The sequence below is a fragment of the Xanthomonas nasturtii genome (assembly GCF_023337365.3).
Classification (GTDB): Bacteria; Pseudomonadota; Gammaproteobacteria; order Xanthomonadales; family Xanthomonadaceae; genus Xanthomonas; species Xanthomonas nasturtii.
Map to the genome: position 1 here is coordinate 3,679,789 of NZ_CP142084.2, position 18,728 is coordinate 3,698,516.

The following is an 18,728-nucleotide window of genomic DNA, read 5'->3' on the forward strand; positions in this document are numbered from 1 at the left end:
GAGCCTCTCAAAGTCCACATCTCGTACTGGCGACGAAGCGGTGACGGCGCATGTCCACATCACACTCCGACCTACAAAAAACAAAGGCCCCGGCATGCCGGGGCCCTCAAAGCGTCGCGTAAGCGCGATTTACTTCGCCACAACCCGCACCATTTCCAGGCACTTGTTGGAGTAGCCCCACTCGTTGTCGTACCAGGACACCAGCTTGACGAAGGTGGAGTCCAGCGCGATGCCGGCGTCGGCGTCGAACACCGAGGTGCAGGTTTCACCGCGGAAGTCGGTCGCCACAACCTTGTCTTCGGTGTAACCCAAGATGCCCTTCAGCGCGCCTTCGCTCTGCGCCTTCACTTCGGCGCAGATTTCGGCATAAGTGGCCGGCTTTTCGAGTTCGACGGTGAGGTCGACCACCGAGACGTCCGAGGTGGGTACGCGGAAGCTCATGCCGGTGAGCTTCTTGTTGAGTTCGGGAATCACCACACCCACGGCCTTGGCAGCGCCGGTGGAGGACGGAATGATGTTCTCCAGGATGCCGCGACCGCCACGCCAGTCCTTGTTCGACGGGCCGTCCACGGTCTTCTGCGTTGCAGTGGCCGCGTGCACGGTGGTCATCAGGCCGCGCTTGATGCCCCACTTGTCGTTGATCACCTTGGCCAACGGCGCCAGGCAGTTGGTGGTGCACGAGGCGTTGGAGACGATCGCTTCGCCCTTGTAGGTCTTGTCGTTGACGCCGAACACGAACATCGGGGTGTCGTCCTTGGACGGTGCCGACAGGATCACCTTCTTGGCGCCGGCGTCGATGTGCTTCTGTGCGGTTTCCTTGGTCAGGAACAGGCCGGTAGACTCGATCACCACGTCGGCGCCGACGGCGTCCCACTTGAGGTTGGCCGGGTCGCGTTCCTGAGTCAGGCGGATCTTCTTGCAGTTGACGATCAGCGTGTTGCCGTCGACCGAAACGTCGGCCTTGAAGCGGCCATGCACCGAGTCGTACTGCAGCATGTAGGCCAGGTAGTCGGGCTCGAGCAGGTCATTGATGGCCACGATCTCGATGTCATTGGCGAAGTTCTGCACCGCAGAGCGCAGCACGTTGCGGCCGATGCGACCGAATCCGTTGATGCCGACCTTGATTGCCATGTTCACTAGCTCCTGCGGCCGCGACAGCGCGGCGGATGGAAAGGGGTGGCCATTCTAGCAGCGTCCCTTGTGTGCAGCCGTGTTGTTGCAGGCGCCGGGGGAATGGGGTGACGGGCGGAGCTCTACGCGTCACGCTTTGCGGGGAATTGACCCGCAGCTGCCCCCGGCCCACGGAGTGAGCGTACATGAGCGGCCACGCCACGCGTCGCAGCAATCGTGTCGGTCAATTGCCGACGACATCGCGCCAATCGGCGCTAGCGCCAACACGATCCGACACCAGTCAAAACCGCCACACCCCATATATTTCAGTCACTTAAATTTATATTCGATAGGCTGAAAAGCATATTCAACACTATGCCGAACAGCAGAATTTCGGCACTCCGTGGATTTCGATACTGGCCATGCCTGCTGAGGCACCCATTCATCACACGGAGATTCCCCATGCGTCGCACCCTGTTCTCTCTGGTTCTGGCCCTTGCTGCCACCCCGGCGCTGGCCGCTGGCGTGATGCATTACAACGCAAAGGCCACCCTGCCCGCCGATGGCGAAGCGCGCGAAGTCGCCGCGCTGTTCGATACCTGGAACGCCGCACTGGCCACTGGCAACCCCGACAAGGTGGCCGATCTGTATGCACCGGACGGCGTGCTGCTGCCGACAGTCTCCAACGAAGTGCGCGCCTCGCGCGAGCAGATCGAAAAGTACTTCGAGATGTTCCTGACCAAGAAGCCGCAGGGCGTGATCAACTACCGCACCGTGCGTGTGCTCGATGACGACAGTGCAGTGGATGCCGGCGTCTATACCTTCACCCTGACCGATAAAGAGGGCAAGAAGAGCAACGTGCAGGCGCGCTACACCTTCGTGTACGAAAAGCGCGACGGCAAGTGGCTGATCATCAACCACCACAGCTCGGCGATGCCGGAAGTGGATGCACCCAAGGTCGCCAAGGCCAAGTAAGTGGTGGATCGCACAAGCCATCGATTGGCTGTCGCCGCCAGCACCCATGCAACCGTCTGCGTCCCTCCTCCGCCGACGGTTGTGCCAGGCACATCACGTGCTACTGGCGGTGCGCTGCACCGCTGCGACCACCCGCACCACTGCCGTCAATGCGGGTTGCTGCTGCAGCCAGCGCAACGCCGGGCGCCTGAGCACGCTGCCGGATTGATCAGGATCAAGGCAGCGGCGGCGCCAAGCCCCAAGACTTCCTCCATTCATTGCACCCAACGAGAATTCCTATGCGCATGCGCTCTACCCTCCTGCTCGCCGGCCTGGCCGCCGCTTTCGCCAGCGTCCCCGCACTGGCTCAATCCAAAGGCGACTGGACCGTTGCCGTCGGCGCCCACCAGGTCGCTCCCAAATCCGATAATGGGCGCTTGGTCGGCGGCACGCTCGAAGCGGAGGTGGGCAAGGACATCAAGCCGACCTTTACCGCGGAATATTTCATTGCCGACAACCTGGGCATCGAAGTACTGGCCGCGCTGCCGTTCGAACACGACATCGCATTGCGCGGGCTGGGCCGCGTTGGCAGCACCAAGCATCTGCCGCCGGTGATTTCGCTGCAATACCACTTCAACAGCCAGGGCAAGCTGTCGCCGTTCGTTGGAGCCGGCATCAACTACACGCGCTTCTTCAGCACCGACACCCGCGGCGCACTGGCCGGCAGCGAGCTGGAGCTGGACGATTCCTGGGGCCTGGCCCTGCATGCCGGCGTGGACTACAAGCTCAGCGACCGTGGCGCGTTGCGCGTCAACCTGCGCTGGATCGACATCGATACCGAAGCGCGCCTGGATGGCAACCGCATCGGCACGGTCAACATCGACCCGCTGGTCTACGGCGTGGCCTATGTGCACCGGTTCTGACCCTTGGCGGCGTGGGCGGCGCTTCTCTGGCACACTTGCGGTCCAGGGACGTGCATCCATCCACCGCCGGAGTTGCGGACAGGTCGGTCACGTCGACCGCCTGTCCGACCTACCGGGGATTCCATGAACACGCTGATTCGCACCGCCCTCGCCATTGCCCTGGCCGCCTCGGCCGCCCCCGCTTTCGCACAGTCGGCCAGCCACTGGACGACCGGTTACGGTGCCGGCTATGTGTCGCCCAAGTCCGACAGCGGCACTTTCGGCGGCACGCAGGCCGAGATCAAGGGCGCGCCGGCACTGTCGTTTACCTACGAATACTTCATCCGCAACAACCTCGGCATCGAAGTGCATGCCGCAGTGGCGGGCAAGCACGACCTGGAACTGCAGGGCCTCGGCAAGGTGGGCAGTTACTGGTCGGTGCCACCGAGCGTGTTGTTGCAGTACCACATCAACGGCTATGGCACGGTGTCGCCGTTCGTGGGCGCGGGCATCAACTACACCACCTTTCTGGGCGAAGACACCGAGCCGACCATCGGCAGCGGCGATCTGCGCTTCGACGATTCGGTCGGTGCCACCGCACATGTCGGCGTGGATTTCATCTTCAACGAGCGCAGCGGGCTGCGCGTGGATGCGCGCTGGACCGATTCGCGCAGCAACGTCGATCTCAACGGCGCGCGGCTGGGCAAGGCGCGGATCGATCCGCTGACCTTTGGCGTGTCGTATCTGGTTTATTACTGAGCGCTGCCAGCAAAACGACTGCGCTCACCACCAGGCGGGCGCAGTCAGTGTTCGGTGCGGCATATACCGCTCGTGCACCGGGTCCTGAGCGTGCTGTCCACATCTGCCTGACCACTGCTCGCCAGGTTGTAGTCGCCGCTCCAAGCGGTGCTGGTGCCACGCTGAGGCGTGGCTGTCGCATGTCCGGGGTGGCCATCAAACCGTCCCGGACCGATGCGTACAATCAGCGGATGAAGACATTCCCCCTCTCTGCAATCGTCGTTGCGACGGCAATGGCCGCCGCGATCCACCCCACCACCGCGCTGGCCTGGGGCCCACAGGGTCACCGCCTGGTGGCGCGCATCGCCGAAACCGAACTGAGCCCGCAGGCACGTGCGCAGGTGGCGCAATTGCTGGCCGGCGAGCCGGACCCGACGCTGCATGGCGTGGCCAGCTGGGCCGACGCGCTGCGCGAGCACGACCCGGACCTGGGCAAGCGCTCCGGGCCGTGGCACTACGTCAATCTGGGCGAACACGACTGCGCGTATTCGCCGCCGCGCGACTGCCCGGACGGCAATTGCGTGATCGCCGCGCTGGATCAACAAACCGCGTTGCTTGCAGATCGCAACCAGCCGCTGGACGTGCGTCGCCAGGCCCTGAAGTTCGTGGTGCATTTTGTCGGCGACATCCATCAACCGATGCATGCCGGCTACGCGCACGACAAGGGCGGCAACGACTTCCAGCTGCAGGTCGATGGCAAGGGCAGCAACCTGCATGCGCTATGGGACAGCGGCATGCTCAACGACCGCCATCTGAGCGACGATGCCTACCTGCAACGCCTGCTGGCATTACCTGCTGCCACAGCGGTGTCTGCGGCATTGCCACCACCGGCTGCGGCGTGGGCACAGGCCTCGTGCAAGATCGCCATCACGCCCGGCGTGTACCCCAGCGCACATGTGTTGCCGCAGACCTACATCGCCACCTATCGCCCGGTCGCCGAAACGCAGTTGCGCCTGGCCGGCGACCGGCTCGCCGCCGTACTCAATGCGGCGCTGGCCAGCCCCTGACGTGGAGACGCCGATGCAGCCCCAGGTCCTTGCGTTCTTTCATGCCGCCAGCAACACCTTCACCTATGTGGTCGCCGATGCCGCCTCCGGTGCGGCGGCGGTGATCGACCCGGCGCTGGATTATGTGGCCGATACCGGCATCATCCAGACGCATGCGGCGCAAGCCATCCTCGATGCCATCGAGCAACGCGGATGGCAGCTGCAGTGGCTGCTGGAAACCCATGCGCATGCCGATCACCTGTCTGCTGCGCAGTGGCTGAAACAGCACTGGCCGCAGGCGCGCATCGGCATCGGCGAAGGCATTCGTCAGGTGCAACAGACGCTGGCACCGCAGTACGCATTGCCGGAAGACTTCCGTGCCGATGGTTCGCAGTTCGATCATCTGTTTGCCGATGACGAGCGTTTCCTGCTCGGCGGCATCGCCGCACGCGTCATCGCAGTACCCGGCCACACCAGCGACAGCATTGCGTACCTGATCGGCGATGCGCTGTTTCCGGGCGATTCGTTGTTCATGCCCGATGCGGGCACCGCGCGTTGCGACTTTCCCGGCGGCGATGCGCGCCAGCTGTTTGCGTCGATCCAGCGCATGTATACGCTGCCGGAGCGCACCCGTGTGTTCGTCTGCCACGACTACGGCCCCGGTGGGCGCGCGGTGGCGTACCAGACCAGTATCGGCGCACAGCGGCGCAGCAATATTCACGTGCGCGACGGCGTCGATGTCGATGCCTTCGTGGCGCAGCGACAAGCGCGCGATGCCAGCTTGCCCGAACCCAAGCTGATCCGGCCGGCCTTGCAGACCAATCTGCAGGCGGGCCGCTGCGCCGGACTGGTTCCGTAGTCGCCACGCGGGGCGCATCGCCCAGCCGTTATGATCGGGGACTACCCGGTGAGGAGTTCCCCCATGCGCATGATCGGTTTCTGGCAACGCGCGTTGTGCGTGCTGATGTTGGCGCTGCCCATGCTGGCGAGTGCGCAGACCGCACCGGTCACCGTATTCGCAGCGGCCAGCCTGAAAGAATCGATGGACGAGGCCACGGCTGCATACGAGAAAGCGGCCGGCACGCCGGTGCGGGTGTCGTATGCAGCGAGCTCCGCACTGGCACGCCAGATCGAACAGGGCGCACCGGCGGACGTGTTCTTTTCGGCCGACCTGGAGTGGATGGATTACCTGCAGCAACGTGGCCTGGTGCTGCCGGCGCAGCGTCACAACCTGCTCGGCAACACGCTGGTATTGATCGCGCCGGCCAACAGCAAGCTGCGCGTGGACCCGCGCACACCCGGCGCCATTGCCAAGGCGCTTGGCGAGAACGGCCGCCTGGCCGTTGGCCAGACCGCCAGCGTGCCGGCCGGCAAATACGCCGCCGCTGCGCTGCGCAAGCTCGGCCAATGGGACAGCGTCAGCGACCGCCTTGCCGAATCGGAAAGCGTGCGCGCGGCATTGATGCTGGTCTCGCGTGGCGAAGCGCCGCTGGGCATCGTGTACGGCTCGGACGCACGCGCCGATGCCAAGGTCCGCGTGGTGGCGACCTTTCCCGACGACAGCCATGAGGCCATTGTCTATCCGGTTGCCGCATTGAAAAACAGCAGCAATCCCGCCACCGCCGCTTTCGTGACCTGGCTGGCGAGCAAGCCGGCCAGGACGATCTTCGCGCGCCGCGGTTTTTCGTTGAAGGATTGAGGCACGCCGCTTGTCGATGTTCACCCCGGAAGAGCTGACCGCGATCGGCTTGAGTCTCAAGGTTGCGATCGTGGCGGCGCTTGCCAGCCTGCCGCCGGGTATCGCCTGCGGCTGGTTGCTGGCGCGGCGCCGCTTTCCGGGCAAGGCGCTGCTGGATGCGCTGCTGCATCTGCCGTTGGTGATGCCGCCGGTGGTCACCGGCTATGCGCTGCTGGTGGTACTGGGCACGCAGGGGCCGGTGGGCAGCTGGTTGCTGGAACACCTGGGCATCCAGTTCGCCTTCCGCTGGACCGGCGCGGCGCTGGCGTGCGCGGTGATGGGATTTCCGCTGATGGTGCGCGCGATCCGTCTATCCATCGAAGCCACCGACCGTCGCCTGGAAGCGGCCGCCGCCACCCTGGGCGCCGGGCCGTGGCGGGTGTTTTTCAGCATCACCTTGCCGCTGGCCTGGCCGGGCTTGGTCGCCGGCGTGGTGCTTGCGTTTGCCAAGGCACTGGGCGAGTTCGGCGCCACCATCACCTTCGTGTCGAATATCCCTGGCGAAACGCAGACCTTGTCGTCGGCCATCTATGGCCTGATGCAGGTGCCGGGCATGGAATCGGGCATCTGGCGGCTGGCCGGCGTGGCGCTGGCGATTTCGCTGGCAGCGTTGCTGCTGTCCGAATGGCTGGTGCGCAGGCCGCATCCGCGCGAGGAGGACTGATGCTGGATATCGATCTGCAGCTGCAACGCGGCACCTTCGAACGGCGTATCCGCATCCACGACGATGCGCGCGTGGTGGCGCTGGTGGGCCCATCCGGTGCCGGCAAGACCACGGTGCTCAACGCGATTGCCGGACTGGTGCGCCCGCATGCCGGGCATATCCGCATCGACGGGCGCTGCCTGTTCGACGCCGGGCAAGGCATCGACCTGCCCACGCACAAGCGCCGGATCGGTTACGTGTTTCAAGATGCGCGGCTGTTCCCGCACCTGGATGTGCGCGGCAACCTGCGCTACGGCCGGCATGCGCGCGGCACGGCGCCGTTCGGCTTCGACGATGTGGTGGGACTGCTTGGCATCGCGCCGTTATTGCAACGCCGGCCGCGCAACCTCTCCGGGGGCGAGGCGCAGCGCGTGGCGATCGGCCGCGCCTTGTTGGCGCAACCGGCGATCCTGCTGTTCGACGAACCGCTGTCTGCTTTGGACCAGGCGCGCCGCGAAGAATTGATCCCGTACCTGCAGCGCGTGCGCGACGAGATTCGCCTGCCGATGCTCTACGTCAGCCACAACCCCGATGAGGTGCAGCGCATTGCCGATAGCGTGCATGTGCTGGATTGAAAGCGGCGACTAAACGTAGCAACCGCTGCAATCCCTATCGCGCGACCTTCCCGCTACGCACGCTCACCTTGCCTTGCCGCACCTCGAAGGTGAACGCGAACGACAGCGTCACCGGTACCGGCTCGATCTGGGAGGCGCCGGTGCAATCGTCCGGTGCTGCCGGTTGCGCAACCCCGGGTGCATACGTGCACATCGCGGCCGGGACGAACTGCCATCGCTGCGCGGTGGTGCGCACCGCCTGCAGCAGATCGGCATTGTCTGGCAGCAGCCCTGCCACGCATTCTTCGCGGTCGGACATCGCATCGACGCGCTGCACGCTACCGTCGGCAGCGAGGATGAGATGGGCACAGACGGTGGTCGGCGCCAGGGTCTGGCGCGGCGAATCGGCAGGCAGTACCGGTGCCTCGCTGCGCAGCGCACGCGGCATGCGAAAGCGCTGGGTTGGCGCCAGCTTATAGGGCTCGATCCTCGCGGTGCCCACGTCATCCGGCTGCGATGGCAGCAGGCGTTGATCCACTGAATCCTCGCGCTGGCGACGTTCCTGCTCCACGCCCTGCCGGGTGGCGCAACCGCTTACAGCCAGCGTCAGGAAGACGCTGCAGACCTTGAGGGAGTTCATTGCAGCGTTCCGCGTTCAATGCATTGCGTCTTTGCGCAGCTGGCAACGCGCTTGGACTGCGCTGCAGCGTGCTGCGTTTCGGCATTGTGATCGGGACCGGCATTTCGATGCGTAACTGCCGGCGCAGGTTCTGGTGGATCCAGTTCGAATTTCACCGGCACGCGTACGTCGGACGCCACTGCGTGGCCCTGCCTGAGCGCCGGCTTGAAGCGCCAGGTGCGTGCTGCGTCGAGCACGGCTTGATCGAACACGCCGGCCGGCGTGCTGTGCACGATCGCGATGTCGTCGGGTGTTCCAGTTGGGCTCACCGCGATCTGTAGTTCGACAAATCCGGCAAGCTGCGCGGCAACCGCATGCGCTGGATACCTGGGCGGCTGCATGCTGCGAAAATCGGGCGCATTGCCGGGCACGGGCATACCCTGCAGTTGCGCAGGTTGGAAAGCCCAGCAGGCGCCGCTGAGCATCACCGCCATCGCGACCACCATGCGTAGATTCCAACGCGCACGCGGTACTTCCACCGCAGGGCTCAGCAATGCAGCCACGCGTTGCGTGATGGCATGCGGCGCGGCCCAATGGCAGGCGGTCGTCGGCATCCAGCCGGCGCCACACTGGGTCTTCAGCATCGCCGTGGCGTAGCTGCGGCGCTGGCCCGGGAAGCGCGCCAGCACGGCAGCATCGCAGGCCAGTTCCTGATCCAGCCGGAACGCGCGCCATGCCAGATGCATCAACGGATGGCACCAGCCGATACACAGCAACGTTGCGGCCAGCAGATTGGCGTGCAGATCGCCGCGACGCAGATGCAGGCGCTCATGCGCCAGGATCAGCGTGCGCTCGGCGGCGGTGTAGCGCTTGTGGAAATCCATCGGCACCACGATGCGCGGGCGCCAGATGCCCAGCGACACCGGCAACCCCACATCGTGCGTTGCCGCCCACAGCCCGCTGCCCAGCGCATGCAACGCGCCCAGGCTGTGCACGTATTGCCGTTGTCGCCAGCAAAGCGCGACGGCCATCGCAACGGCACCGGCCAGCCAGGCAGCCAGCAACTCACCCGCCCATGCGGGCTGGCTGCTTTCCAGGGTGAGCGGCAATGCAACCAACGCCGGCATCTTCGGCAACGCTGTCGCTAGCGGCGGCCCCGGCAGCAACGCTGCCAACACCGCGAGCGGCACGGCGGCCCAGATCGCGTACGCAGCTGTTGCGCCAAGCCAGGCACGCAGCGCACGACGCAGCAGCAGGCATGTCAGTAGCGCTGCGCTGCTGTACAGCGTGACGCGCAACAGCGATGGCAGGTCAAGGTGCATCGTCCAACTCCTTGAGCAGACGCTTCAATTCCGCGATGTCGGCCCGGCTGAGTTGCCCGCGTGCGCTGAAGTGGGCCACCAGTGGCGCAACCCGCCCGCCGAACAGCCGCTGCAGCAATCCTTCGCTCTGCTGCTGCACCCAGTGCTCACGCGCCAGCAGCGGTGTGTAGTGGTATTTGCGACCATGCTTTTCTGCTGCAACGGCGCCTTTGGTGAGCAGCCGGTTGAGCAAGGTCTTGATGGTCGGCTCGGCCCAGCCGGTGTGTGCCAGCGCGGCAATCACCTCTTCGGCCGTGCGCGGAGCGCCGTCCCAGAGCACCTGCATCACCACCGCTTCGGCATCACTGATCTGCATACGATTACACCCGTAATTTTTTTCGATTACGCGCGTAAACGAATCCGCTGTCAAGCACCGTTTGTCGGTGCGGTGCCACCCTCGCCGACGGATCGTCTGTCAGCTGATCGGCTTTCCGGCAAATTGCACACTGACACGTAAGCCGCCCAATGTGGGCGCTTCATCCAGCTGCACGCGTGCTGCATGTACCACAGCGATGTCGTGCACAATCGACAAACCCAGCCCGCTGCCTTCTACACCGGTGCCTAGTTCGCGATGGAAGCGATGAAACACGCGTGCGCGCGCCGCTTCGGGGATGCCGGGACCGGAATCCTCCACCACCAGTGTCGGCTGCGGTGCGTTGTGCGTGCTGACCCGGATGCGGCCACCCGCCGGGGTGTAGCGCACGGCGTTTTCCAACAGGTTGCGCAGCAGCAACGACAACGCGGTTTCATCGGCGATGACCATCACCGGTTGCAGTGCCAGCTCCACGCTCTGCTGGCGTTGCACCGCCAGCGCCAGCACATCTTCGGACTCGCTCCGCACCAAGGTATCCAGGCTCACGCTGCGCTGTGGTAGCGCAGCGACCGCTTCGACCCTGCTCAAGGCCAGCAGCTGCGCAATCATGCGTTCGATGCGCAGCACATTGGCATCGAGTTGCTGCTGCGATTCATCGCGTTCCTGTGCGTTGGTGGCCAGGCGCAGGTTGGCCGCGTGCACTTTGAGCGCGGCGATCGGTGTCCGCAGTTCATGCGCGGCGTCGGCGATAAAGCGGCGTTCGCGTTCCAATCCGTCCTGAACACGGCCCATCAATCCGTTGACTGCGCGCACCAGGCCATGCACCTCGCGTGGCATATGCTGTGGCTGCAGCGGCTGCAAGCGCTTTGGGTCGCGCTCGCCGATCTCGTCGGAGACACGTACCAGCGAGCGCATTGCCCAATTCACCACGGCCCAGATCAGCAGCCCCATCAATGGCAACGCCATCAGCAGCGGCAACAACGTTCCCAGCGCGATGTCTTCGGCAAGCTCCTCACGAATATCGGCGCGTTCGGCCGATTGAAACCAGCGCCCGCCCGGCGAGCGCAGGGTGAATGTGCGCCACTGGCCATCGGCAAGGTGTACGTCTGCATAGCCGGCACGTAGCGGTGCCAGTGGTTGCGCCGGTGCGCTGTCAGAACGCAATAGCAGCGCACCGGCAGCGTTGCGCACCTGGAATGCCAGTTTGGTTTCGTAGGCATGGCCGTCGTTGAACGCCAACGCTTCGCCCACGCCTTGCGCTTGCCCATGCCATCCACGGATCACGATCGGCTCGCCTGCTCGCAGATCGTCCAGGGGTCGATCCACCAACGACAGCAGTACGCGTGCCGACTGCACGAGGCGTGCATCGAACATCTCACCGGCTTCCTGCAGCCCTGCGCGATAACTGAACCCGGCTGCGGCCAGCATCAGCAACGACAACACGCCCAGCAAGGCCAGCAACAACACACGCCGAATCGAATTCATTGCGGCGCCTGCGGCGGGGTCGCGGCGGCCTGTGCGGCCTGTTCGTCCAGTGCGTAACCAATGCCGCGAACGGTGCGGATCACGGCTGCCGACAGCTTGCGACGCAACTGGTGCACATGCACGTCCACCGCATTGCTGGCCACGTCATCGTCCCATCCATAGAGATGTTGCTGGATACGCTCGCGCCCGATCGGCCGGCCACGCTGCTCCATCAACAGCCACAACAGGGCAAACTCGCGCCGGGTCAGATCCAGGTCGCGGCCGTGCCAGCGCACCGACATGCCGGCCGGGTCCAGCCGCAGTGCGCCGGCCTGCAATGCCGGCTGTGCGCGCCCGGCCGAGCGGCGCAGCAGGGCCCGCGTGCGCGCCAACAGTTCATTGGTGTCGAAGGGCTTGCCCAGATAATCGTCTGCACCGACATCCAGCCCAAGCGCGCGGTCGGCTGCACGCTCACGTGCGCTGAGTACCAGAATCGGCGTGTCCAGCGCACGAGCGCGTGCGGTGCGGATGACCTCGATGCCATCCATGCGCGGCAAGCCCAAATCCAGGATGACCAGATCCATGGTCTCCTCCTGTAGCGCCATCAACGCACTGACGCCGTCATGCACCCAGTCCACTGCATAGGCGGCGCGCCGCAATGCAGTGCGAATGCCCTCGCCCAGTGAGAGATCGTCTTCAACCAGCAGAATGCGCATGTGCGCCAGTCTGTAAGTCTGCTCACTGCTTGGCAAGCTGCGCCCGCACATCTGCCAGCTTGGCGGCAATTTCCTTGCGTCGGCCAGCGTCGGCAACCTGCCGGCCCTGACGTGGTGGTGCGGCAGCGGCCTTTTCGAACGCTTTTGCCGCCCCAGCCCAGTCCTTCTGGTCGCGCAGGAAGTCACCGACGAAGTAATTGCTGTCCAGTCCGTCTGGATCGATCGCCAGGCCCTGATAGAGCAATGTGCGCGCCCTGGCGTCGTCACCGAAACCGATCGGCCAGCCGGGCACTTGGTAATACAGCGCGCCCAGACTGGTGTAGGCCGCACCGTCGAGCGCGCGCGGTGCGCGCTTGATGGCCTGTTCGAAATCCGTACGCGCGCGTTTGACCTGCGCCAACGCGCCCAGACCGCCTTTTTCCCCAGCCAGACTCGAGCGCACGATGCCGTCCCAGATCAATGCCTCTGCATCGTCCGGCAAGGCATGGCACACTTGATCGGATTGCTGTGCGAGTGCTTCCAATGCGACAACCCGCTGCGGTTTTGGCAGTTGATAGGTGATCACCGCCCAGCGGTCCTGCAGCTGCGCCACCTGCGGCGACAGACCGGCCGCCCAGCCGGCGCCGGCGATCATGCACAATCCCAGCGCACTGAAGATGCGCGATTTACGGCAACTGCGGTTCATGCGAAAACTCCTGTGTGGCGGCGGTACCGCTGGGCCGCGCATGGCGACGGATGAGGTGAAGCTGTTTGCGCAAGGCGCGGTCCACCAGTTCGGGCAGTAGCCCATTGAGCCGGGCAAACAGCTTTTCCGGCCACCCCAACTGACGCCGTGCATCGCCGCGCACGATTGATTGCAATAGCGCTGCGGCCACGTCCTCGGCACGATCCACCGCGGTCCCCAGCTCCGCATTGAGCGCATCCACCGCCGCAGGATTGAACGCAGTGGCGGTGGCACGCGGCGACAGATACTGGAAACGCACGCTGGCACCGGCATGCTCGCGCGCCAGCGCTTCGAACAGACCACGCAGACCGAATTTGCTGGCGCTGTAGCCGGCAAAACCGGCAAACCCGATACTGCCGAAGGTGGAGCCGACCGCCACCATCGCTGCATCCGGCTGGCGCGCGAAGGCCGGCAACAGCGCCTGCACCAGCAGCATCGGTACGGTGAGATTCAGATGCACCACTGCGGCCAGATCCGCCGGGTCTTGGTCCTGCAGTAATCCGAAGTGGCTTTGCGCATGCGCAAGCACCAGCACCGACGGTGCCGGGCGCATCTCATGCGCACGTGCCAGCAACACCGCACGGCCCGCGTCGCTGGCCAGATCCGCGACCACCGGCACCACGCGACCGGGCGCGTGTGCGGCAGCTAGCCGCTGCAACGTCTGCTCCGTTCGCCCCACCGCGACAACGGTTGCGCCTGCCCCGACCAAGCCGGCGCACAGTGCGGCGCCGATGCCACCAGTGGCGCCGGTCACGATGACGCACTTGCCATGCAGATCCATTACGCCGCCTCCGCCAGACGCACGCCTTCGCTGCGCAAGGTGCGAAACAGATCGCCGTACAGCACGTAAAAACGCTTGGCCGCATGCACCACCGCCTGCTGGTCGAACGGGTCGTCGAGCCGGTTCATCAACGTCTCGAAAAAACCGGCATGTTCGATATCCAGATCGCCATGCGACAACAGGTAACTGAAGGCATTGCGTGGCAATTCCAGCGAATGCGCAATGCTGTTGGCCGCACGCGTGGCCAACGCCACGCTGGTGCCTTCCAGCACCAGCACCATGCCGAAGAACCCCACCGGGTTGCCACGCTGGATGGTGTCGTAGGCGTAGCTGACCAATAGCTCGGTGGCCAGCGATGGCCCCGCTAGCACGGTCGCTTCGCGCGCCTGCCCGCACGCCACCAGATCGTCCAGGATCCATTCCTGATGGCCCATCTCCTCTTCGATGTATTCGCCGATGGCTTCGCGCAGCCATTCCAGCCGCGCCGGCAGGCGTGCGCCGCAGGCCATCAGCAGCGGTACGGTGTGCCGCACGTGGTGATAGGCCTGGCCGAGAAACGCCACGTAATCGTCGCGGGCGATGTTGCCGGCCAGTGCCGCCTGGATGATCGGCACCTGAGTCATGCGCTCGCGTTCGGCCTCGGTCTGCGCCAGCAGGGATGTGTAAAACGTCATGGAGAAATTCCTTGAGAGACGACGGTAGCCGGCGACCGGTAACTGCGATCGACGGCGGATTGATAGCGCGCGAGGATCGCGTCGCGGCGGGGGCGCCCGTTGGCCGTGAGCAGGCCCTGGAGTGCGCTGAAGGGTGCATCTGCGCGCACGAAGCGCGCCACGCGTGCGTAATCCGGCAAGCCGGCGTTGACTTCGGCCAGCGCCTTGGCGATTGCCGCGTCGTCGCTGTCGGGCCGTCGTGGCCATAGCACCGCCACGTTGTCGGCCTGCGCTTCGCCCCACACCACCGCCTGTGCAAGCAGCGGGTGTTGCAGCAATTCGCTTTCCACCCATTCGGGCGACACGTTGCGGCCGAAGGCAGTGATGAACAGATGCTTGCGGCGCCCGGTGATATGCACGAAACCGTCGTGGTCCACATATCCCAGATCGCCGGTGCGTACCGGCCCCGGCGGCAATGCTTCTTCGCCCAGATAGCCGAGTGCGCGCACGCCATCGACCTGGATCTCGCCGTCGACGATCTGCACCCGTGCATGCGCCAGCACCTGACCGACACTACCCGCACGCACGGCACCGGGCCGGTTGAGGCAAACCACCGAGCCGCATTCGGTCAGGCCGTAGCCTTCGAACACCGGCAGCCCCAACGCCGCGGCACGCGCGAGCAGACTGGGGCCGATATGCCCGCCACCGACAGCGATGTAGCGCAGTGATGCCGGCAGGGCAACGCCCTGCTCGGCAGCGCTGACCAAGGCCAGCAACAACTGCGGCACCAGGATGACGCTCTCGGGTTGATACTGGTGCAGGCAGCGCAGTAGCGTCGGCACATCCAGCCCGCTGGCGCCGGTGTAGCCGATCTGCGCCAGCGACGGCAACGCCACCTGCGCGCCGGACAACAAGGTTGCGTACAGCCCGGCCACGTTCTCCAGCAAGGTGGACAACGGCATCAGGCAAAGATGCCGACGCGGTGCGATCGCAGACGAAGCATCCACCAGCGAGCCGGCAACCGTGAGCAGGCTGTCGGCGGACAGGCACACGCCTTTGGGGCGGCCGGTGGTTCCGGACGTATAGGTGATGCACGCAGTGGCTTCTGGCAAGGTGGGCAGCCCGACAACTGCAGCCACCCGCCAGAACCGCAGCGAATCGCCATGCATTGCGGGGAGCGGGCCGCTGCTGCCGGCCGGCGCGGCGGCGGCAAGGTCGGTCACCACGCATTGCGCGCCGCTAGAGGTCAGCGCGTGCAGCACCTGGGAGTCGGAGAAGAAGGTCGGCAATGGCACGTGGACGGCGTCGATCAGACGTAGTGCCAGATCCAGGATCAACCAGTCCGGGCCGTTGTCGAGCCGGCTGGCAACCCGTGTCAGCCCTGCGATCTGCATGCTCGCCGCCAACCGCGCCACCGCATCGGCCAACGCCTGCGCGCCCAGGCTCGCGGTGGCGGTCAGCACCCGCGGTGCATGGCCGTGCAAATGATCGAGCAACTCGACGAAACGTGCGCTCATGCACCTACTCCCATCTGGTACGGCATCGTCTCGATGCCAAGGCGTGCGGCCTGCGGATGCAGTGATTGCCGCGCGAGCAAAAAGGCATGGCCGGCGGCGACGTCGCCGCATACCACCTGCGGTTGCGTTGCGTAGTAGCTGCCCCAGTCGCTGTCGTCGTCGCGAAGGCGCGACTGCAACGCGGGCGCCAGTGCCAGCGGCCGCAGTTGGAGCCGATCGAAGGTATTGCGCAACCCGCGCGTTGCGGCGAACAAGACCCAGCGCACACCGGCATCGTGCAGCGCGTGGGTCATCTGCGGGATCAGCGCACGTGCGCTGCCGGCACTGATCGCCGCGAAATTACCCACCTCGGCCAGGCACGAGCGTGCCACGGGCGCAGCCATGCAGGCGGCCAGCGCCGATTCGGCGGGCTCATCCAGATACTGCTCCACGAACAGACGACCGGCGCTGCCGAGCCGCATGCCTACTGCCGCCATCAGCGCACCTTCGGCATCGCGGTAGACCAGCAACTGCGGCAGAAAGCTGCGCAGTTGCGCACCGTAACGCTGCAGGTAGACCGCAGCGATGAAGCGTTCCACCTCCGGGCGCTGCGCATGCCCGACCCCGATCAGGCTGGCACTGGCAAATCCACGGCGGGAATACAAACGCGAAGGCGAGGAGGTGATCATGCAGTGCATGCTGGGCCGGCTCGATTAAGTGACCATGAGCCATGTGTTATCGAGTTGTAAGTTCTGCCGTAGCAATTCGTTGCACGGCGTCGGGTATCACCTGACAGCTGTCGGTGCCAGCACGACAGCGCTTTCGGCTACGCTCTCGTGCATGAGTACGCATGTCACTGAGTTGAGCACTGCCGTTTCGCATATCCTGCAACGTATCGATGGCCCGCTGCGCGTCGGCGCACCGCTGGGCATCGGCAAGCCGCATCGCCTGTTGAACGCGCTGTATGCCCGCATCAAGGACACGCCGTCGCGGCCCCTGGCGGTGTACACGGCGTTGTCGCTCAATCCGCCCAGGCCGGGCGCGGGGCTGGAGGCACGCTTTGCCGCACCGTTCATCGCGCGTCACTTCGGCGAAGATTTTCCGCGCCTTGCCTATGTCGATGCGATGCTGCGCGACGCCCTGCCCGCGCATGTGCAGGTGGAAGAGTTCTACATGCAGTCCGGCGGGTTGCTGCATTCCACCCAGGCCCAGGCCGATTACACGAGTCTCAACTACACGCATGCTGCCGCCGCGGTCGCGCAACGCGCGCCCAACCTGATCGTGCAGAAGGTGGCGCGCGAACCCGGCGGCACGCGGCTGTCGCTGTCGTGCAACAACGACATCACCCAGGACACCCTGGATGCGGTGCAGGCATTGGGCTTGCCGCGCCCAATGCTGGTGGCCGAAGTGGACCCGCAACTGCCGTGGATGGGGGGCACTGCCGCCGTGGATGCCGCGTTCTTCGATCTGGTCATCGACCTGCCCGGTGCTTCCCCACGCTTGTTCGGCTTACCGCGGCAGGCGGTGAGCAGCGTCGACTACGCCATCGGCCTGTATGCCAGCACCCTGGTGCGCGATGGCGGCACCTTGCAGATCGGCATCGGCACGCTCGCCGATGCACTGAGCCATGCGTTGGTGCTGCGGCATACCGATAACGCGACCTATCGCCGCGTGCTGCAGGCACTGGATCCGGCACTGGAACAGCACCCGGCCGTGCAGGCAAGCGGCGGCCTGGCGCCGTTCGCCATCGGCTTGTACGGCTGCAGCGAAATGCTCAACGAAGGCTTCAAGCAACTGGTGGACAGCGGCGTGATCCGCCGCAAGGTGCATGACGATCTGCCGCTGATGCAGCGCATCAGCGATGGCAGCGCCGATGCAGCAGACCATGCACGGCTGGCAGCCGAAGGCGAGTTCCTGCATGGCGCGTTCTATCTCGGCTCGCCGGCGTTCTACCAATGGTTGCGCGATCTGGATGCGCCAACACGCGCGGCAATCGGCATGCGCCGCATCAGCGAGATCAATCAGCTTTACGGCGGCAACGAGGCGCTGCAGCGGTTGCAGCGCAAGGACGCACGCTTCTTCAACTCCTGCATGATGGCAACTGCGTTGGGGGCGGCGGTGTCCGACGGGCTGGAAGATGGCCGCATGGTCTCCGGCGTGGGCGGGCAATACAACTTCGTGGCGATGGCGCATGCCCTGCCGCAGGCGCGCAGCAGCTTGATGCTGCGTGCCACCCGCGAGACTGGCGCGCACACCGCCAGCAACCTGCGCTGGAACTATGGCCACACCACCATTCCACGCCATCTGCGCGACCTTTACATCACCGAATACGGCATCGCCGATCTGCGCCACAAGACCGACCAGGACTGCGTGGTGGAAATGGCCGCCATCTGCGATGCGCGCTTCCAGGACGCGCTGCTTGCCCAGGCCAAACAGTCGCGCAAGCTGCGCACCGCCCCGGTGCTGCCGGCACGTGCGCAACGCAACACACCACAGGCACTGGAACAGGCGCTGGCGCCGTTTCGACGCGACGGCAGCCTGCCCGAGTACCCGCTCGGCAGCGACTTCACCGAGATCGAGCACCGTCTGCTGCGTGCATTGAGCTGGCTCAAATGCGCAACGGCTGGCACCGGCGGAAAAATCGCCACGGTGTGCCGCGCACTGCTCGCACGCAAAGCGTTGGATGCGAATGATGTTGCCTGCCTGCAGCGCATGGCGCTGGATGCACCACGCAGCCTGGGCGACCGCGTGCAGGCGCGGTTGCTGACCTATGCGCTGCAACAGACCGCCCCGTCGTGAGAAACAATGTCACGATGTTGCAACCAACACGAACCCCTTGCAGCAAGACCTGACGCA

The 18,728-nt window shown here is 65.1% G+C and carries 20 protein-coding genes; 9 read left to right on the forward strand and 11 right to left on the reverse strand.

All coding sequences use genetic code 11. The features are described 5' to 3' along the window. Positions 1-129 precede the first annotated feature (129 nt). Positions 130-1,131 carry a type I glyceraldehyde-3-phosphate dehydrogenase gene (gene gap / locus M3O59_RS15970; RefSeq protein ID WP_116905212.1) on the reverse strand — a complete coding sequence of 334 codons (1,002 nt, stop codon included), beginning with the start codon at positions 1,129-1,131 and terminating at the stop codon, positions 130-132. Positions 1,132-1,572: 441 nt separating this feature from the next. On the opposite strand from gap, the gene M3O59_RS15975 reads away from it, so the two are divergent. From M3O59_RS15975 to modC, 8 genes are all read left to right on the forward strand, one after another. Beyond that, positions 1,573-2,085, forward strand: a complete 513-nt coding sequence (locus tag M3O59_RS15975; protein WP_064629395.1) for an SgcJ/EcaC family oxidoreductase — start codon at positions 1,573-1,575, stop codon at positions 2,083-2,085. 278 nt (positions 2,086-2,363) lie between these two features. After that, entirely contained in the window at positions 2,364-2,987 is a 624-nt protein-coding gene (locus M3O59_RS15980; protein WP_116905213.1) for an OmpW/AlkL family protein, read from the forward strand. A gap of 123 nt (positions 2,988-3,110) precedes the next feature. Further along, entirely contained in the window at positions 3,111-3,725 is a 615-nt protein-coding gene (locus M3O59_RS15985) for an OmpW/AlkL family protein (protein ID WP_116905214.1), read from the forward strand. Between the two features lie 272 nt (positions 3,726-3,997). After that, positions 3,998-4,771, forward strand: a complete 774-nt coding sequence (locus M3O59_RS15990; RefSeq protein ID WP_147308451.1) for a S1/P1 nuclease — start codon at positions 3,998-4,000, stop codon at positions 4,769-4,771. Positions 4,772-4,784: 13 nt separating this feature from the next. Next, entirely contained in the window at positions 4,785-5,609 is an 825-nt protein-coding gene (locus M3O59_RS15995; protein WP_116905215.1) for an MBL fold metallo-hydrolase, read from the forward strand. A 63-nt stretch (positions 5,610-5,672) separates the two neighbouring features. Next, positions 5,673-6,449 carry a molybdate ABC transporter substrate-binding protein gene (modA, locus tag M3O59_RS16000; protein ID WP_116905216.1) on the forward strand — a complete coding sequence of 259 codons (777 nt, stop codon included), beginning with the start codon at positions 5,673-5,675 and terminating at the stop codon, positions 6,447-6,449. A 16-nt stretch (positions 6,450-6,465) separates the two neighbouring features. After that, positions 6,466-7,152: a molybdate ABC transporter permease subunit gene (gene modB / locus M3O59_RS16005; RefSeq protein ID WP_015472643.1), complete on the forward strand. Its 687-nt coding sequence runs from the start codon at positions 6,466-6,468 to the stop codon at positions 7,150-7,152. Then, positions 7,152-7,766 (forward strand): molybdenum ABC transporter ATP-binding protein, encoded by a 615-nt coding sequence (modC, locus tag M3O59_RS16010; protein WP_116905217.1) that lies wholly within the window; start codon positions 7,152-7,154, stop codon positions 7,764-7,766. The genes modB and modC overlap by 1 nt, the downstream gene beginning before the upstream one ends. 34 nt (positions 7,767-7,800) lie before the next feature. Here the strand turns inward: modC and M3O59_RS16015 are convergent, their stop codons facing one another. From M3O59_RS16015 to M3O59_RS16060, 10 genes are all read right to left on the reverse strand, one after another. Continuing rightward, positions 7,801-8,385, reverse strand: a complete 585-nt coding sequence (locus M3O59_RS16015) for a hypothetical protein (protein ID WP_116905218.1) — start codon at positions 8,383-8,385, stop codon at positions 7,801-7,803. Continuing rightward, complete coding sequence (locus tag M3O59_RS16020; protein WP_116905219.1) at positions 8,382-9,686, reverse strand: TonB family protein; 1,305 nt, start codon at positions 9,684-9,686, stop codon at positions 8,382-8,384. The genes M3O59_RS16015 and M3O59_RS16020 overlap by 4 nt, the downstream gene beginning before the upstream one ends. After that, complete coding sequence (locus tag M3O59_RS16025; protein ID WP_116905220.1) at positions 9,676-10,041, reverse strand: BlaI/MecI/CopY family transcriptional regulator; 366 nt, start codon at positions 10,039-10,041, stop codon at positions 9,676-9,678. The genes M3O59_RS16020 and M3O59_RS16025 overlap by 11 nt, the downstream gene beginning before the upstream one ends. A gap of 99 nt (positions 10,042-10,140) precedes the next feature. Next, positions 10,141-11,502 (reverse strand): ATP-binding protein, encoded by a 1,362-nt coding sequence (locus M3O59_RS16030; RefSeq protein WP_116905257.1) that lies wholly within the window; start codon positions 11,500-11,502, stop codon positions 10,141-10,143. 17 nt (positions 11,503-11,519) lie between these two features. Further along, complete coding sequence (locus tag M3O59_RS16035) at positions 11,520-12,218, reverse strand: response regulator (RefSeq protein WP_116905221.1); 699 nt, start codon at positions 12,216-12,218, stop codon at positions 11,520-11,522. A 22-nt stretch (positions 12,219-12,240) separates the two neighbouring features. Then, positions 12,241-12,903 carry a hypothetical protein gene (locus M3O59_RS16040; RefSeq protein WP_116905222.1) on the reverse strand — a complete coding sequence of 221 codons (663 nt, stop codon included), beginning with the start codon at positions 12,901-12,903 and terminating at the stop codon, positions 12,241-12,243. Then, entirely contained in the window at positions 12,884-13,723 is an 840-nt protein-coding gene (locus M3O59_RS16045; RefSeq protein ID WP_116905223.1) for an SDR family oxidoreductase, read from the reverse strand. Before M3O59_RS16045 ends, M3O59_RS16040 begins: the two co-directional genes overlap by 20 nt. Beyond that, complete coding sequence (locus M3O59_RS16050; protein WP_116905224.1) at positions 13,723-14,397, reverse strand: TenA family transcriptional regulator; 675 nt, start codon at positions 14,395-14,397, stop codon at positions 13,723-13,725. Before M3O59_RS16050 ends, M3O59_RS16045 begins: the two co-directional genes overlap by 1 nt. After that, the gene (locus M3O59_RS16055) at positions 14,394-15,893 is read right to left on the reverse strand and encodes an AMP-binding protein (protein ID WP_249054346.1); all 1,500 of its coding nucleotides are present in this window, start codon (positions 15,891-15,893) and stop codon (positions 14,394-14,396) included. The genes M3O59_RS16050 and M3O59_RS16055 overlap by 4 nt, the downstream gene beginning before the upstream one ends. Next, positions 15,890-16,537 (reverse strand): thermostable hemolysin, encoded by a 648-nt coding sequence (locus M3O59_RS16060; RefSeq protein WP_116905258.1) that lies wholly within the window; start codon positions 16,535-16,537, stop codon positions 15,890-15,892. Before M3O59_RS16060 ends, M3O59_RS16055 begins: the two co-directional genes overlap by 4 nt. A gap of 175 nt (positions 16,538-16,712) precedes the next feature. Between M3O59_RS16060 and M3O59_RS16065 the strand changes: the two genes are divergently transcribed. Beyond that, positions 16,713-18,671, forward strand: coding sequence for an acetyl-CoA hydrolase/transferase C-terminal domain-containing protein (locus M3O59_RS16065; RefSeq protein ID WP_147308446.1), 1,959 nt, complete (start codon positions 16,713-16,715; stop codon positions 18,669-18,671). Positions 18,672-18,728: the final 57 nt, after the last annotated feature.